The following is an 18,695-nucleotide window of genomic DNA, read 5'->3' as shown; positions in this document are numbered from 1 at the left end:
GCACTACTGCTGTTAAGCACTGACAGGCTTCATGACATTATGATGGGCCGCATCATGCTTCAGGATGACTAAGTTCTATGAAGAAAATTGAGTATGTAATCACCGATCCACGTGGTATTCACGCCCGTCCAGCCGGTCAGCTGGTTAAGCTGGTTTCAGGCTTCAAGTCTGCCTGTCAGCTTGGCAAGGAAGGCGAGCTCATTGACGGCAAGCGTCTTCTGGCTGTTATGAAGCTGGCCATGCAGCAGGGTGATACCATGGTGCTGCAGTTTGAAGGTGAAGATGAAGAGCAGGCTGCATCTGCTACCGAGCAGTTCTTAAAGGAGAACCTCTAGTTCTTCATCTTTTACGCCCTGTGGGCTCTCAGTTACCTGAGAAAAGATTATACGGAAGCGGACTGCCCTGCGGGCAGCCCGCTTCTGTATTTTATGACCATATAGAATTACAGTTTTCCCGCACCGATACTTTATAAAATAATCTGTAAATTATGTACATCCACATAACCGCCCTCACCCACTACTGCCTGTCAGATTCTCGCCCCCATCAGCATTGCATTATATACTGGCGGGAGCACTGACCATCTCACTTACAGATACGCCATTCTTATCCTCAGACTGAGCTCCACTACTTTACGCTACTAATAGTCCATCCCTCAGCACATCCCCTGTGTTTTCTGTCCCAGCTGTCCCGTCCATCCTTTCTGTCCCATCTGTCCCGTCGGCCCTTTCTGTCCCATCCGCCCTTTCTGTCTCTGCTATCCATGAGCTTCATGTCATGCAGCTAAAGCTCTTATGCCATTGAAATGAAAAGCCGAATGTCGTTTGCAATCACCAGAGCTTTTAGCTGCTGGCTATCCTTGGCGAAGACATACAGCTCAGCATCTGCCCTTGTGGAGGCCAGAACTGCGGAATGCCTGCTGGGCAGGACTATGGAAGGCAAAGAGGATGGATTTGGGCTGAGCAAGGCCCCATGCTCAGGAGCAAGTAGCAGTCAGCTGCATCAACAGAGCTGACAAATGATGTGGACTGTGTCCATAGCGTTATTTCGGGCACGTCGCACAGGCCATGTCTGAACCGCTTCTGGACATGAGGGCTGGCAGCTGCCAGGCCATATCATTTATACATTTCGCTTTGTAAGTTAATTCAATGCGTGCTTTAAGGCAGCCATATGATAGATATTACTCATGTAGAGCGTGTTAAGAGCAAATCTTTACATGGCATGGCTGAAGCAAGCTGCATTTACGCTGATTAGCAGCCGAAAAAGCGTATAAAACAGCCGTTTTTGAGACGATTCTAGTGATGAAACTTTATTTCATGGAGTGACTGGTGCGATGCCGTCCTGGCATACTGTTATGGTATTTCCTGTCGGTCGTTTTTGACCGTATTATGGCTGTTTTATAAATATTTCCGCATTATTATGGGATTTTTGGAACCTTTTGATCTGAGCTACATGCGTAGCATCAATATGAAAAAAATTCTTTTTTGTGATCTGCATATTACCGCTGTGAAAACTTATTTCAATTTGTGCTGTAGAGCACACTTTCAAAGCATAAGTTTTGCCCCATGGTCACAGCTATTAGATAATCAACTTACGTGGATAGGGTGCTGTCAATGCGCCCAAAACACTCACAGGAAAAGCTCTGAAGCTGAAAGCTCTCAGATTTCCAGTACAGGGGCACACCTGGCTTTGAGCAGGGCTGCCTTTTATTTGCAGGGTTCGTGAAAACGTAAACACAGGCACAGACATCGGCTTTGTCCCATTTAAATACCTTGATTTTCATTACGAAGTCATGGGCCTGAGATAGCCTGCAGATAGTTGTCAGTTGTCACATGCTTATAAAGAGAGTCTCAATTTGAGACCTGCTCTTTTTGCCTGACACGTGGTCTGCCAGCAAGCAAGACCTGTCATCAGGCCGTGTTCTGTCTGCCAGTGGCACGGGTTAAAAGATCAGATCTCACATGCTTCCAGGTTTTCAGAAAGGGTAATGACATCAAAAGAAGAGCAGGCCGTGTATGGTCAGGGCTGTTCGTGCAGCCGGAGCATATCAGCCTTACTCTGATACCCGCTGAAATTATGCCCGTCTGCGCACTTCCGATGCCAGAACACATCAATCCTGCCCTTCAGGACAGCTCTGATTTTCTGACCTCCCGGAAAAGGCCGGACCCGTACTGCAGTAAAGCTAATACAGCTCCCTGCTTTCGGATGTCACTTTTGGTTGGATGAACGCGCTATGATGAAATATCTTCAGCGACTCGGCAAATCCCTGATGCTGCCTGTCGCATGTTTGCCTGTAGCAGGCATTCTCATGGGTTTAGGTTATCTGCTGGCTCCTACCACCATGCAAGGTGGTGATGCCGAGTCCTCAGCTGTCTTAATTCTCGGTACTTTCTTCGTTAAGGCCGGCGCTGCCATTATCGACAATATGTCAGTGCTCTTTGCCATCGGTGTTGCTGTAGGCATGGCCAAGGAGCAGGACGGTACCCCAGCTCTTGCCGGTATCGTTGCCTGGTTCGTTATTCAGACCCTGTTAAGCCCTGGCTTCGTAGGTGTACTGACAGGTGGTGAAGTTGATGCTGCCTTTAACAAGGTAAATAACCAGTTTATCGGTATTATGTCCGGTATTGTGGGTGCTACCTGTTATAACCGCTTCAGCGGCACCAAGCTGCCTGACTTCCTTGCCTTCTTCTCTGGCAAGCGTTCCGTAGCTATCGTTACCGCTCTGGTATCCATCGTACTGGCCGCCATCCTCTTCTTCGTATGGCCTCTCATCTACAATGCACTGGTTCTGCTTGGCGAGTCCATCATTTCCCTTGGTGCTGTAGGTGCCGGTATCTACGCTTTCTTAAACCGTTTATTAATCCCTATCGGCATGCACCACGCTCTGAACGCAGTATTCTGGTTCGACGTAGCAGGCATCTCCGACCTGACCAAGTTCTGGTCCGGTACCGGTGAGTATGGTGTAACCGGTATGTACATGACCGGCTTCTTCCCAGTCATGATGTTCGGTCTGCCAGCTGCCGCTTTTGCCATGTACCAGTGCGCCCGTCCAGAGCGCAAGAAGGCCGTTTTAGGCTTACTGGCATCCGCTGCTTTCTGTTCCTTCTTTACTGGCGTTACCGAGCCTTTAGAGTTCGCCTTCATGTTCCTGGCCCCAGGCCTCTACGTGCTTTACGCTGTAATGACCGGTATTACCGCCGCCATTACCGTAATGCTGCCAATCCGTGCAGGCTTCTCTTTCTCCGCCGGTTTCCTTGACCTGTTCTTCTCCTCTCAGACTCCACTGGCTCAGAACCCATGGCTGATCATTATAGTAGGTCTGGTTACCGCTGTTGTTTACTACCTGGTATTCCGTATTGCCATCGTCAAGTTTAACTTCAAGACCCCAGGTCGTGAAGATGACGACACTCCAGTTACCACCGACCTAAAGGGTGACTCTGCTTTCGTTGCCTACGCTGAGAAGGTTCTTGAGGGTCTGGGCGGCAAGGAAAACATCGCTTCTGTTGATAACTGCATTACCCGTATCCGCTGTGACATTGTTGACCGCTCCAAGGTTAATGATGAAATCCTGAAGTCAGCCGGTGCCAAGGGCGTTCTCCACCCATCTGACACCACCGTACAGGTAATTGTAGGTACACAGGTTCAGTTCGTAGTAGACGAGTTAAAGAAGCTTCTCAAGTAAGCCTCTTGCTGAATCCCCGATTCAGGCCGCTCCGGCTATGCCGGAGCCGGTCTTTTAAAACGGTACCTCAGGGTACCGTTTTTCATATATGGCCCCTGAAAACCACAGCTTCAGCGGCACTCACGACCAGCATGGCTGCCAGCCCTGCCGCACGTCCACCTGGCGCATTGCATGCCAGGGCAGACACGTTGCCCTGACATTATGGTTAGCCCGCGCCGGCAGTTGAAGTGGCCATAAGGTGATGCAAAGTTTACCTTTGCTTCCCCACAACCTGACAGGCACTCATACAGCCCATGGCGGCCATGCAGTAATGCATGCCTGACCGGCATACTGGCCACGACGGCAATGCAGTAATGCATGCCTGACCGGCATACCGGCCACGATGGCAATGCACGCATGAATGCATGCCTGACCGGCATACCGGCCACGATGGCAATGCACGCATGAATGCATGCATCCTGGCCGACACAAAATCCACTGTGCCCGATCCAAAGGCCAATGTGCCCTACCTGAGAACCAGTGTTTGCCCTCCGTCAGGAAAGTGATAGCTTTCAATGAAAGGTATCCCGACTGCAGCTTCCAGCTGCAGTTTATTTGTACTTCGAGCAGTCAGCGCATAAGCGCTTTGAGACCTCAATGGACCTGTATCCTGCATGTTGAGCCTCATCAGATATTCATGCCCTTGTCTGTTGTCAGCGCCCGCTCATTACAGCACTGGTCATGCCTGACCGGCTCACGGCAGTTGTCTGGCGGCATGAGTATTACCTGTATGCTGCGCACCATGGTCCATGGTGCTGATGGCACACACCATTTTCTACGCAGTGGTGTATAAGCTGTCTTAATCAGCCCCATCAGTAAAATCACATGCACAGCCCGACAGTGATATGCAATGCGGTCTCATAATAAACAGTAATCAGGCTCGCCTTGAGCTGCCTGATGCTGTTAATGGCGCTCTTTTGCACCGGCTGCCCTCCTCATTTTGCGCTCTTATTTCATCACTGTTTCAATACTTTTCACCTGACAGTATCTCCCCCTGTCACCTTTTTCTTTCTTTTATCCAGGGCGGGCTGTGTTCGTGAACATTCTTCTGTTTTACCGCTTATTTATGCGATTTGGAATTTTATTTCACATTTTTACAAAATTATTGAGAAAATTTGGAGAATTTTTCTAAATCGCCACAAAAAGCGCTATAATATCCACACACTCAAGCCGGAATACCGACTGTACGGAGCAGATGTTTATCCCTGCTGCTCACTGTCCGGACGGCAAATGGAGTAACCCCATGCTTTGCTTACCTTCAGGTGGTCCTGGTCACAGACTGGCTCTGGAAAATTACCTCTGGAACTGTACGGTAAAACCACAGACCCATGCGGATATGTACCTTGATGACGAAGGACTCAAAGTCCGTTTTGAGGTCCTGGAGTCAAATCCTCTGACCACAGCCCTGACCCAGCAGGAGCCAATGCTCATGGTATGTCAGGACAGCGCAGTAGAACTGTTCCTTGCTTTTCCTGATGATGAGCATGATCAGAACTTCAAACCTGAGCTTGAGCACTGTCTGTATCTGAATATAGAAATCAACTCTCAGGGTATTTGTTATGCAAAGCATGGCCACAGCCGCAAAAACCGTACGGCTTTTACCCCTGAGCAGATAGCCTCCCTGAAGATCAGGGCCGAACGCGAAAGTGACCGCTGGTCAGTTGAACTTACCGTGCCACGTAACCTGATCAGGGAACTTGCTCACTATGATGCTTTCAGTCCTGACCATGTATGGGCCTTCAATCTGTACAAGATTTCTGAAAGCAGTGAAACAGAGCACTACATTGCCTATAACAGAGTCGATGTCCCTGCTCCCAACTTCCATCTTCCCGAATACTTCGCCCTGTGCCGTGTAACCGGCTGACAGGAGCTGCACTGAGCACTGCAGCTGTTAACCATTCCAGCTGTTCAGTACAGCTGCAGTAAATAAGCTGACCATAATTGATACCTGCAGCTGAAAAAAAACCAGTTTATTTTGACCCTGCCAGCCAAGAAATCATCAGGCTGTCTGAGCACGTTAAGCAGCTGATGCGGCAGGTCATATGGGCCAGCCCCAAACTCTGTCTATGGAGATTGCTATGATCCTTAATAATGTCACCATGTATACCAAAGATTTTCGTTTTGCTCCTGACAGCAAGATCAAGATCGAAGGTGATCGTATTCAACGCATTCTCGAGGGTGGCCAGCCGCTGCCAGAGTGCTGCCAGAACGCCTGCCCAACTGATGACTGGGTCGATCTCAAGGGCCTGATGGTTATTCCAGGTCTGCTTGACACGCACTTCCACGGCTCCATGGGTCATGACCTTATGGAGGGTACAGAAGAGGCTCTGGACGCCATTGCCAGGTACCAGGCTTCTGTTGGTGTAACCGCTATCTGTCCAGCCACCATGACCATGCCAGAGGCTGACATAGTCAAGGCCTGTGAAAACGTTCGTGACTATCCATTAAAGGACGATGCTGCTGATGTTGTAGGCATAAACATGGAAGGTCCTTTCCTTTCTCCTGACAAGGTAGGCGCTCAGAACCCTGAGTATCTGCACTTACCTGATGCCGAGTTCTTCCGTCGCTGCAACAAGGCATCCGGCAACAAGATTAAGCTTATGGCAATCTCCCCAGAGGTTGAGAACGCCATGGATACCATCAAGGCTGTTAAGGATGAGGTTCTGTGCTCCATTGCTCACACCACCGCCAACTACAATCTGGCCAAGGAGGCTATTAACAGCGGTGCAACTCACCTGACTCACCTTTACAACGCCATGCCACCTCTCCACCACCGTGATCCGGGCCCAATCGCTGCTGCAGCTGATGCCCTGTGGTGTGAGGCCGAAATTATCTGTGACGGCATCCACATTCACCCAGCTGCCGTACGTAACGCTTTCCGTCTGCTTGGCGCTGAGCGCATGATTTTTATTTCTGACTCCATGATGGCTGTAGGCCTTGCTGACGGCACCTATGAGCTGGGTGGTCAGAAGGTATTTGTAAAGGATCGTCGTGCTACCCTGGCTTCCGGCACCATCGCAGGCTCTGCCACCAACCTCTTTGACTGCATGAAGATTGCCCACCTGAAGATGGGTATCCCGCTTGAGGATGCAGTACGCTGCGCTTCCTACAACCCTGCCCGCTCCATTAAGGTTCTGGACAACTATGGCTCCATCGAGCCTGGCAAGATTGCCTCCTTACTGGTTATCGACAGAGAACTCAACCTCAGAGGCGTTCTCTTACGTGGCAAGTGGCTGCACAAAGACTTCTAATTTTCCTTGCATACTTTTTTGAACCAGGGGCCGGTCACAGACCGGCCCTTTTTTATGCAAAGATCCGCATCGACCTGAGCGCGCATTAACTGACCGGGCATCCAGGCCCGCTCCGGCTACACTGCCCAGTACCAGCGTCAGCCCCAGCGTTGACCAGCTGCGCCCTGTATCAGCGTTGAGCCCTGCAATAAGTATTGATGTTGAAAACTAACGTTGTCCCGGCGTTCCCTCAGCATTGCCACTACCGTTGAACACATGATTTGAACACCTGTATTACCCCACGCGTTTCCTCCAGCATTGCCCCCACCATTGAACACATGATTTGAACACCTGTATTACCCCAAGCGTTGCCCCCATCTTAAGATACTGCCGTTGAACACCTGAGTTGCCCCCAGCGTTGAGTCTGCCTTAAGTCACCATTGTTGAAAACTGAAATTGAATCGCAGCGAAAGACTGACGCTGAATACCAGCATGTCCCTGCATAGACACCAGCATCCTATACCTGCTATGAGTACCGCCAACCAGAGCTTCGGAGCCAGCATTCTGTATGTCTGTAAGCTGTGCTGGGTACAGATTTGGCAGCTTCAACATAATAATTTATAAAGCGAAATTACCCCATTGTCAGTCTGTCAGTGATTGATACATCACCGATTTGGGGAGAGTGGCTGATTTATGGGATGTTCAATCGGTTTTTCTTGAATCACAGTCGGGTTCGCCCTATAATTTGCCTGCACTTTGCAGTGACTGTTTCATCTTTTTGTGCAATTGACACTTCCTCACCCGCTGCCTGCGTCTTTTCAACCCCATTTGAAACTTAACGCAGCCCCGCCTGACGGTAAGATCCTCTGAGCTGCAAAGCCGATCTGACCTGCACATTAAGCAGTCATTTCCTCCGGCACCATTACTGTGTATGGCTGCCTCTTCAAGACTTTCCTTTAGCCAATGACTATGTCACCACTGAAATCAGCTGGTGCATTGCCCATTTGGTTTTTATAAGTCTTTATCAGGCACCTGGTCCTGCCCAGCAGCATCTGGTAGCAAAATCTTGTGGAGCTGCGCTTCAGCTCCTTGCAGCAAGGCATCTGGAACTGTGCTGCAGCTCCGTGCAGCAAGGCACCTTGGAACTGCGCTGCAGCTCCGTGCAGCAAGGCACCTTGGAACTGCGCTGCAGCTCCGTGCAGCAAGGCATCTGGAACTGTGCTGCAGCCCCGTGCAGCAAGGCACCTGGAACTGCGCTGCAGCTCAGGCTGCAAGTTTCAGGGAGCTGCTGAGCGGATCCCGGATTAAGAGCATAACAGCACCTTCGTGTCCGCCTGAAGTGGTCTTATTCTGGTACCGGACATACTATGCTGCACTATGCATTTTCCTGTGTATGAGCCCCCGGGCATTAAACCTTTTTGACAAACACCATGCAAAAGCCAAACTCCGATCGTCTGATCCCGGCACTGTTTATGTGCTTTAAAGAAGGCTACTCACTGAGCACCCTGCGCTCTGACATGATTGCAGGTCTCACAGTAGCAATTGTGGCCCTCCCGCTTGCCATGGCCATGGCCGTAGCCTCAGGTGCCTCACCTGATAAAGGTCTGGTAACTTCAGTGGTTGCAGGCTTTTTTATCTCTTTCCTGGGCGGATCACGTGTACAGATCGGTGGCCCTACCGGCGCTTTTGTTGTAGTAATCTTTGACGTTATTGCCCGCTATGGTCTTGATGGTCTGATTGTGGCATCGGTAATGGCCGGTATTATTCTTATCATTGCCGGCTATGCTCATATGGGCAAGCTCATCAAATATATTCCTTATCCGGTAATTACAGGCTTTACTACCGGTATTGCCGTAATTATTGCCTCATCTCAGGTCAAGGACTTCCTTGGTATGGAGATTGATAACGTACCGGCCGAATTCATCGAAAAATGGATGGCCTACTTTACCAATCTCAATACCACCTCAGTTTATGCTGTAGGCCTTGGACTGCTGGCTCTGGCAATTATCCTGATCTGTAAGAAGATCAGCGCCAAAATCCCGGCCTACCTTGTTTCCATCGCTCTGGTATCTCTGCTCTCATGGGTCATGAACATGCCAGTGGAGACTATAGGCTCACGCTTCCCGGACATGCCTACAGGTCTGCCTGTCCCTACACTGCCGGCCCTTACCCTTGAGGAAGTTCGTGATCTGATTCCTTCAGCCTTTACCATTGCTTTCCTTGCCGGTATTGAAGCTCTGCTCTCTGCAGTGGTTGCCGACTCCATGATCGGTACTAAGCACTCCTTAAACCAGGAGCTGGTAGGTCAGGGTGTTGCCAATATCGCTTCAGGCTTTTTCGGCGGTCTGCCAGCTACAGGTGCTATTGCCCGTACAGCAACCAACATCAAGTCTGGTGGTAAAACTCCTATGTCAGGTATTTTCCATGCCCTTTTCCTGCTGGTATTCCTCTATACCATTATGGATATTCTGGCCTATATCCCTATGGCCGGACTTGCAGCCGTGCTCTTCATGGTTGCCTGGGGCATGAGTGATATTAAGCACTTCCTGCAGATTTCCCGTATATCACCATCTGACCGCACCATTCTCTTTATGACCTTTGGTCTTACTGTTCTGGTAGACCTTACTGTAGCCATTGGTATTGGTGTTACTCTGGCCTCCCTGCTGTTCATGCGCCACATGTCCAAGTCCATCGAGATTCAGCCTCATATGCGTCTTACCCAGTATGATGCTGATGATGGCGATGGTGACGATGCCGCTGCCTCAGCCCGCGCCGTACGCAATGAGGTCGAGGTTCCTGAGGGTGTAGCTGCTTTCCAGATTAACGGACCTCTGTTCTTTGGTGTAGCAAGCGAGCTGTGCGATCGCATGCAGAACCTCATCACCATTCCTCGTATTCTGATTCTGCGTATGCGCTTCATGCCTTACCTTGATGCCTCAGGTGAGGCCTCAATTGAGGAAATTCTGAAAATCTGTCATCAGCACCACAGCTATATCATCTTTGCCGGCATGCGCAAGCAGCCAATGGAGATGCTCTATCGCGCCGGTCTGTCCCGTGACAAGGAAGTGGCCTTTACTACCAATTTCGATGAGGCCCTAAAGCTTGCTACCAAACTGATGTCCGATCCTGACTTTGTCAGCAAGCATCAGGACACTGTATAGGCAGGTCATTATCTGTTGCACAGCAGTACTGCATAATGCTCAGACCATAACCACGGTCAGGCAGCTCCTGCAGTACTGCATATTGAAAGGGGCGCAGCTCAATTACAGCTGCGCCCCTTTCTGTTTGTGCCTGACCAGGACAGTCCACTGGGCATAATCCATAATCCTAATATGTAGCGAAGATGCACCACCGTACCGGTGCTGGCTCAGGCTGATGTCATAGTGTCTGTCATTTCAGACTCTTTCATGTACACCTGATGCTGCATCAGCAACTGCACAGGCAGCGGGGTTGCGAGGTTTAATGGGCACACTTGACAGGTGATATATTTTTTTGCATCTCAGCAGCTTTTTCTTATTGTTGCAGGGGATCAGCTTTGTTAAGATTAATAAGATACAGCGCAAGGCAGTTCTCTTATTTCCGGCTCAGTAGTTCAGTCTGAAGCCACCTCTGCAGGCAATTTCAGCTTTTTGCATTATCTGATGCCCCGCTCCTGCCCTGTCGCCTTTCAAACGCCCGCTCCGGGTCATTTTTCCCCATAACTTTGTGTCCAGATGTTCTATCTCAAGTTCACCAGGATTAGTGTATCTTCGTGTTCATGGGTTAAGGACAGCCATGTCTGCAGCAAATACCATCTGTTAGGTTGAAGGTCGGTTGAACCACCCTGCCCCTGAGCCAGAGAACTGCATAAGACATGATGACCTCAGTTATATTCCTTTTTCAGTGCCTTGGGCACACCACATGTTCACAGTCAGGAGGGTACATATGCTCAGAAAAACCTATATCACCCGCAAGAAAGACATGCTCTTTCAAAATGTTAATGCACTTAAGACTGTTGAACACGTTATTGCTGAAATAGACCAGGGTCTGGGCAATAAGAGCCGTACCATTGATACCTCATCCATGCCTGAGGTTCTGGCAACAGCTCTGGGTATTGGCTCAGGAAGTGCGCTGAGCTTTGCTGCTCTATATTTGAGCGGCAGCGTTATTGGCGTCAGCGCAGCCGGTGTTGCCAGTGCTCTGAGTACTGCCGGCGCTATTGTAGGCGGCGGCGCCACAACCGGTATTTTTGTGCTGGCAGCCCCTATTGCCATTCTCGGTCTTCTGGGTATCAAGATTGCCCGCAAGAAGCGTGAACGTCGTCTGATGCGCGCCAAAATCTTCTGCTACAAGCGCTCACTTGCTCACCTGGCATCATTAAAAAATGCCATCATTATTGAGGCTCCGAACTCTGACCCTGAGCGTATTGCCTATCTGCGCGCCCTGTCCATTACTCTGCAGGCCGCCATCAAGGATCTCAAGCACGATCTTGGCATTGTATAAACCACCTTATAAAGCATCTTGCACATGACAGCTTCAGTCATGCTTCACATGCATGCTTCACATGCATGCTGCATTTGAATGCTGCATATGCCTGAAAAATACAGGGCCACCAGTCCTTAACAGACGGGTGGCCCTGTTTGTTTTTGACTCCTGCACTACTAACCCCGCCCCTGCCTGACTTCATTAAAGCCCAGCGCAGCCCAACCAATGAGACAGTGAATGTCTGATGCTTATGGCATGATGGCAGGCATGCAGCTAAGGACGCCGGTCCTGGTGACAATTGCAGTAAGCGCAATTCCCAGCGGCTGACCAGTGGCAGTGCCCCTGCGGGAGGCATAATGCACTGCAGGTATGCCGGTCCTGGTGACAGATGCAGGAGGCGCAAGCCCGGGGACGGGCTATGCGCGGCACTCGAAAATGAACATAGGATCATTGTCACTGGAGGCAGGGGTGCGGTCAAATGAGGAGAAGGTTTTAACAGATTTAAAGCCTGCCTCTTTGAGCATCTGCTCCATTTCACCGAATCTGTACAGGTGCAGACGGTAGTCCATGGTCTCAATATGCAGGAGTTGCCCGTTTTTCTCAACCAGATAGACTGAAGGGAGCATCTGAGTCTGAGTCTTCTCCTCATACCAGGTCTTGGTCTTAAGTATTAAATCGTAGCCCTCTTCAGTTGTAACCTTTTCACGTGGCTCGTAATGGCAAATATATTCCTCTATGCTTGCCACTGTATCCACAGCAAAGACCAGCACACCGCCAGCAGTCAGCATAGTCCTGAGATTTGCCAGGACATCCACGCACAGCTCCTTATCGGTTATCAGAGAAACTGAACCTGAAGTAATCATGATTAAGTCATACTTACTGTCAGTCTCGAACTCCTGAATAGTGCTTTCTATTACGCAGGCCTGTGGCGCCTTTATCAGCAGACGCGACAGCATTTCAGCTGAAGCATCCATGCCTGTAATGTCATAGCCCTTTTTGAGCATAGGTACCAGAAAACGGCCGCTGCCACACATGCACTCCAGGATCTTCGTATCATCACCTGCATATGACATGTAAAAAGCCAGCTCATCTTCTGGGGCCTCAGGATGCAGCAGATCATACATTTTGCTGCACAGTTCACCATAGTAATTTGCCTTATCAATCATTTACAGAAATCACTCTTCAAACAGATTTATAAACTCTATTATCGCTTTATAAAATTATTTATATCAAAGATATTTTGTTGTCCATATCTGGACACTATTCAACACCGTGCATACTGCACCATGAACCTTGCACGCAGGATACATCAGGACTCTTACTTATTCGTGTATGCACGCATGCATGCATGACATCATACAGACGGACTGCATGACAGGCTGCCTGACTGGTCCCTGACAGGCTGTCTGACAGGCAGGCAGCTGTATGCCCAGCTGCAGGCAGCACAGGCCGGACAGAAAAATGCCGCTACTGACAGTCCAAGGACTGCAGGAACGGCATTTTCAATGGGTAATTTCCCTGTACGTCAGTACTTGTCCTTACCAGGCATTGCCCTGCGCTGTCCCGCCAGGCATTGCTATGCCCGGCATTACCACGCGCTGCCCTGTCGGGCTGTGCCCTGCGCAGCATTGACTGGCATTGTTATGCCCGGCATTGCCACGCGCTGCCCTGTCGGGCTGTGCCCTGCGCAGCATTGACTGACATTGTTATGCCCGGCATTGCCACGCGCTGCCCTGTCGGGCTGTGCCCTGCGCAGCATTGACTGGCATTGCTTTGCCCGGCATTGCCATGCGCTGCCCTGTAGGGCTGTGCCCTGCGCAGCATTGACTGGCATTGTTATGCCCGGCATTGGTCATTGACTGGCATTGTTATGGCCTGGCCTGGAAAGACAGGCAGGGGCAGATTACCTGTTTTTCATGGCCATGCTGCACATCCTTATTACTTCAATATACTTTTTGACATTCTCGCTTAAACCAAATAATGAACAAATAGCATCTGCTTCACCTGTAAATGTATTTGCCTGTGGCTTCAAATCAAGGTACTGACGCCTTGCTTTGAGGCCAATAATGAGCATTTTCTTACTGGTAAATCCGCCATTAGGTAAAGTGACATCGCAGTCTGCAGCGGATCCTGTCAACATCGCCTGTGCTGCCCCAGCTGCATAAAAACGGAAAGAAGAAGTACTGAGTGTTTCAGCAGAGCTGAACATACATGGCCCTTTGCCATCGATCCCCAGGGCAGATAACCTGTATTTCTTCAAAAGCACCATAGAAACATCACTAATCGGACGCTCCAGTCTCATGAGGTCAACATACTCAAGGAACTGACCGTACTTTTCCTTGAACAGATCCAGCTCTTCATTGCTGATACCAAGCTTTTCCAGAACCTCTCTGACATGCTCAAAACCGGTAAGTCTAAAATGATAGCCATCATTGGACTTCGAGATTTTAAACTGCATGCCACATAAAGCATTATGGCGGCCCACCTCTTTGATAAACGGATCCACTCTGTATTCACGCAGTGACAGTACTGTTCCAAGATATGCTATGAAAAGCAGGTTCCGGGCAACATCAGGATGATTGAGAGAATTAAATAACACTGGTGCATTTTCAACAGAGTCAGGAGCCTGGTGACGAGTGTATCCCAGATCAAAGGTTCTGGTCATGGCCAGCATGTCAGCAAGGGTAGAAGCAATATTGCCAATGCCGGTCAGTTCAGCTTTAGTGAACCTGCCCTTGTACATCATGCTCTCACCATAAACTGTAATACTGTAAGAATCTACTTTATTCCGGTCGTACCCGTTATCAGCATCCTTGCTGGTCATGGCATGCCTGACTTTCTCTAATTCAACGCTCTTTCTGATGAACTTAGCGCTTCCAGTCAGGGCAGCTCTGGTGTACGCAACACCGTTAACATTCACAGCTCTGGCACAGGTAACAGCAACCCTCCGGCCATCAATTCTGTCAGACTCCCTGATGAGCTCCTTACCAAGCTCATTACAGATTTCACGGTGAGTGCTCTTGTTAAGAGAGCACATATGAATCCAGCGCAGCCCCATGTCCTCAAGCTCGCCAAAAGACTGCATATCAGCATTGATGTCACTGCCAATAATTACGCCTTTGACCTTGACTTTGTCTGCCTCAAGACGGACCTTCATAAGGTTCACAGCCTCTTTGAGAGTTTTACTGCCCTCGACCAGAACATAGTTCAGGGGCGCTGCATAACTCTCTGCAAAACCCATTACACAGTAAAAAGCTTTGAACCTGTAACCGTCATCATCATCGTCAAAGATGTTGTAAGTACCGCTGATTTTGTTGACAGAGATCCATGCCCCGGCCTGTCTGTCACCATTATGTACACAGATATCCTTTACATAATCAGTAATAAGCGGCTGCAGCATGTCACGATATGGATTAAGAATCTCGCTGCGTATGCAGCTGACAGCCATTATGATGAAATCTGCCCCGACAGGAGCAGGTATAAAAGCAAAGGCACGCCTTGAACTTTCGCTGATATCCTCAGGCGAAAGCTCCATACCTCTGGCATAGTAATTTACAGCACAATCAAGTAAAACGTCTCCAAGAGCGCTGATATCAGGTGTATATCTGTCCATCATTGCGCTGAACTCACGAATGACAGGGTGACAGGCTGCAAAAATAAAGGTACCAAAACTGGACGGCTCAGAGAAATCAAAAGTCCCAATCTCATTGACGCACTCTTCCCAGTATTCAGGGAACTCAGTTTTGAATTCAGGGTATGGGCGCATCATGCCATCATCAGTGACATGTCCTATAAGCTTGCCATTAACGGTGTTGCTTTCCTGATTGATCTGAGTGTGGCTCTTCTTACGCATGCGTCTTGACACGCGCCCGGTTGAAACACTGGTAACAGGCTTGCGACTGTATACCTTGCCTGTTTTCTTATCCACCCATGCCTTTTCAGGGATCTTAACATCATTAAAATAAGGCATCAGATCATCTTCATCACCATAGCGGTCATTACCTGGCCCATATAAGCCATAGTCCCTGTAAATGTCATCGTCCTCATCATCATCGTCGTAGTCGTCGTAGTCGTCATCGTCGTCGTAGTCGTCGTCCTCATCGTAGTCGTCATCGTACGACTCATCGTCATCGTACGACTCATCGTCATCGCTGCGGTCATAATCATCATAATCTGCAGGAAAATTGATGATATGGTCCTTACTGTCAGTTGCCATGGTGCTGTCACTGACTTCAGAGCCCTGATTTCCATCAGCAAGGACAGGGAGTGCATAAGCATGCTTACTTTCAGGCTTGACGTTACTCAAATTAAGAATTGAGGTTTCGCCCTGTGCTGTCAGTCTGGTAAAGACATCAGTACAGGTACAGCGCAGTCTGAGAAATTTGCTGTCAATAAACTTATTGAGATGATCTTCAGTGCTCATGTACTCATTGCCCTGTGCCCTTGCAAATCCTTTTATAAGATTATTGAGCATCTCAACACCCCTGGCTGTTTTACCATATTCATTATGGTAAACAACCTCGGCCCTGGCATTGGCATACTCGGCACTTGTTTTGGCACTCATGCTCTTATGGGCAAGATTAACCATGTCCTGAAGCTGCATGGCCTGCACGTTGTCCAAACCTGCATGCAAAGCTCCACTCTCTGAGCAGACTGTATCTGTAAAGGTTTTAATAAAGCTGTCTAACAGGTCTTTATTATCCCGGCCGGTGTAAGGAGCACTTATCATGTCTGTCCATGCTCGGCTCAGTTCAGGCACATCGCTGATCCTGATGAGCGGCTGGAACCTGATAAATGATTCCATACAGACGCGGGCTGCATTACAGCGGTCTACCAGGGCACCACACATCTGGTCACTGATACCAAGAAATTCAGGTACAGGCCTGTTACAGCTGAAGCGACGACGTTCAAAGCGGGGCGCTCTGTCTTTATCCCTGTTACCCATTCTCAAACCATGAAGTACCGCCATGGAACTGAGGTTCCATAGAGGATAACCGGTAGAAAAGCGCCTTGTGAAGAATATGTTAAACAGTACGGCAACAAGCTGGGAGGCCATTACCAGTGCAGGAGACAACATCAATGAAATGGATTGCCTGTCGCCAGGATAGACGTCCTTAAATCCGGCAAGCATACACATCATTTCAGCTGCTGTGTTCTGCTCATATCTTGCAATGCGTGCAATCAGAACCATTTCCTTAAGCATGGTGCTGTCAATACTGTTAAGCGGTAAGGCTACACCATCAGAAGCGCCCAGGGTAAAATCGGTAAAACTTCTTTCTCCAAACAGGGAGCTGTCTATTGGCATTAATAAAGCTGCCAGATCGGGCGGGATTGTATCTTTCCTGTTATTTGTAAGATCAGAGAGACTTGTTTCGCTTTCACCTTTAATCTCAGTGAAGACATCCATGAATGAGTAATGGGTAAAAGCCTTTAACTGCATGACACGACTTTGGTCCCATTTGAGAGGGAAATTTTTAAGATTGGTCAGCGCTGGCTCTGATCCATGATCAATGCTCTCATCTTCAAGAAAGTCATTGACTAATTGCATGATATCACTCATGCGCTCACAAAGTCCTGCCCAGATAAAACCTTCTTTTTCTATCTCAGGGATCCACTGATCAAGAATGCCGTTGAGGGATATCACACCTCTGACCCTGATGCCACATGCATTCATATGCTGTTTCATCTCTTTGAGCAGAGAGCTCTTTTCCGGATTTACTTGCTCTGAAAGAGAACATATAACCATGCCGGTTCTGGCATGTACTGCCTGAATAATGTTGATGGCTTTACTGAAGTTCATTCTGAAAGCGCCAGCCCCTATCTCCTTGCTGACACTTTCCTTATTTGCCATCACGCGCACAGTCAGCCAGACGCTGTCAGGCTCGGCTACTTCGATCTGGTAGAACTGCCTTGCGTTCTCAGTAATGAAATCCATATTGCAGGCGCTTTCATAAAGCCTGAGGGTCAATGACTTGAAAAGCTCATTTACTTTGCTGAAATTCACAGCAGCAAGTCTGTCTGTATACCAGCTGTTTGAATGGCGCCATAAACTGAAGAGCAGTGCTGATGAAATCTGCTCATTAGGGTCCTTGAGAGGCTCCTGCAGGCCGCAGTAATAGTCTGAACACAAGCGCACTACAGTATCAAGAACTGCGCAGCTGCACTCGTATCCCAATGTTTCCTCAAGCTCGGAGCGAATGAGGTCAAAAAGCTCATGACGGGCAATGTGCATGAGAGGGCCAATGCTAAGCTCAGGAGCATAAGCACTGTACTCACCGCAGTACTGAGCCCATTGAACCGGACGTACCTGGCGCATTGCAAGATTAGGAGTAACGGTATTGAGGCTGCTGACTTCGCCGGTCATGACAAAATCAACATTCTTATCTCTTTTTACAGAACTGTAAATCTTATGAGACTCTCTGCTCTGAAAAGAATTTGGTGGAAAGCCCATTTCAGGCCAATTGACGTTGCTCTGGTCCATAATAATGTCCTGGTTAACTGATTTGCCATGATCACGCCAGCTCTGCAGCCGCATAAACATACCAACATGCTCTTCACCGCAAGCCAGCAAACGCCATGGCATAACCCAGGGCGCCTGCGGCCATATCAGGCTGATGTCACCAGCCGCTAGAGTCATTGCTCAGACTCAGGCTGGCTGCACTGGCCGTTTGCCAGCATGTTGTCCGTATATTGCCAGCCTGTATGACAGGACTGCAACTGTTTATCTGAAAAACATACCGATAAAGCTCACACTTTTGCGAACAGCATGTTTTTTGTGCAAACCCTTGCATCCCCCGCTACTGCACAGCCATGGCCTTATCCCCTGTAATAACGACAGCGCGCGCTCAGTCACTGCCTGAGCCCGCCTTAATAGCGACGGCGCTCATCAAGCAACTGTACCGGTATAGCACCAGCCCCCACTAAAGCTTATGCCATGGCAGCATCACCGCCCCTGCCATTGCAGCATCAACGGCCCTGCCATGGCAACATCTCTCGCCTAAATGAACGCTTCCGCCGATGGCATCAGCTCAGATACCTCACCCTGCAATGGCTGCTGGGTAGGTCAGCTCCACATTCATATCAGCTACATCACCTTGCAAATGCTGCCGGGAAGGTCCTGCCGCCGGCATCAGCTCAGATACCTCACCCTGCAATTGCGGCAGGAAAGGTCCCGCTCCACCTTCGGCGCAGCTGTATCCCTCTGGTAAACTCCACTGCCCGGGACAGCTGGCTCCAGCCTCAGTAACATCAACAGCGCATATGCCGCTTCGGATCCGTGCCGG

The 18,695-nt window shown here is 49.3% G+C and carries 8 protein-coding genes; 6 read left to right on the top strand and 2 right to left on the bottom strand.

The window, feature by feature from the left end; all coding sequences use genetic code 11:
* The first annotated feature begins 77 nt into the window (after positions 1-77).
* From MXE41_RS00080 to MXE41_RS00055, 6 genes are all read left to right on the top strand, one after another.
* A complete protein-coding gene (locus MXE41_RS00080) occupies positions 78-335 on the top strand; it encodes an HPr family phosphocarrier protein (protein WP_246978268.1) in 258 nt (85 codons plus the stop codon).
* 1,895 nt (positions 336-2,230) lie between these two features.
* Positions 2,231-3,679 carry an N-acetylglucosamine-specific PTS transporter subunit IIBC gene (gene nagE / locus MXE41_RS00075; RefSeq protein WP_247098926.1) on the top strand — a complete coding sequence of 483 codons (1,449 nt, stop codon included), beginning with the start codon at positions 2,231-2,233 and terminating at the stop codon, positions 3,677-3,679.
* Positions 3,680-4,961: 1,282 nt separating this feature from the next.
* Complete coding sequence (locus MXE41_RS00070) at positions 4,962-5,582, top strand: carbohydrate-binding family 9-like protein (RefSeq protein ID WP_247098925.1); 621 nt, start codon at positions 4,962-4,964, stop codon at positions 5,580-5,582.
* Between the two features lie 214 nt (positions 5,583-5,796).
* Positions 5,797-6,969 carry an N-acetylglucosamine-6-phosphate deacetylase gene (gene nagA, locus MXE41_RS00065; RefSeq protein ID WP_247098924.1) on the top strand — a complete coding sequence of 391 codons (1,173 nt, stop codon included), beginning with the start codon at positions 5,797-5,799 and terminating at the stop codon, positions 6,967-6,969.
* A 1,409-nt stretch (positions 6,970-8,378) separates the two neighbouring features.
* On the top strand, positions 8,379-10,109 hold the full coding sequence (locus tag MXE41_RS00060) for a SulP family inorganic anion transporter (RefSeq protein WP_247098923.1): 1,731 nt from the start codon (positions 8,379-8,381) through the stop codon (positions 10,107-10,109).
* A gap of 763 nt (positions 10,110-10,872) precedes the next feature.
* Complete coding sequence (locus MXE41_RS00055) at positions 10,873-11,430, top strand: hypothetical protein (protein ID WP_246979013.1); 558 nt, start codon at positions 10,873-10,875, stop codon at positions 11,428-11,430.
* Between the two features lie 398 nt (positions 11,431-11,828).
* On the opposite strand, the gene MXE41_RS00050 is transcribed toward MXE41_RS00055, so the two are convergent.
* Both MXE41_RS00050 and MXE41_RS00045 read right to left on the bottom strand, forming a co-directional pair.
* The gene (locus MXE41_RS00050) at positions 11,829-12,578 is read right to left on the bottom strand and encodes a class I SAM-dependent methyltransferase (RefSeq protein ID WP_246978932.1); all 750 of its coding nucleotides are present in this window, start codon (positions 12,576-12,578) and stop codon (positions 11,829-11,831) included.
* Between the two features lie 737 nt (positions 12,579-13,315).
* Positions 13,316-17,893, bottom strand: coding sequence for a hypothetical protein (locus MXE41_RS00045; RefSeq protein WP_247098922.1), 4,578 nt, complete (start codon positions 17,891-17,893; stop codon positions 13,316-13,318).
* Positions 17,894-18,695 lie beyond the last annotated feature (802 nt).

The organism is Anaerobiospirillum sp. NML120449, assembly GCF_023051105.1.
In the GTDB taxonomy this organism is placed as follows: domain Bacteria; phylum Pseudomonadota; class Gammaproteobacteria; order Enterobacterales; family Succinivibrionaceae; genus Anaerobiospirillum.
The sequence above is the reverse complement of the archived record's forward strand: the minus strand, read 5'-3'. Positions and strand labels throughout refer to the sequence as shown.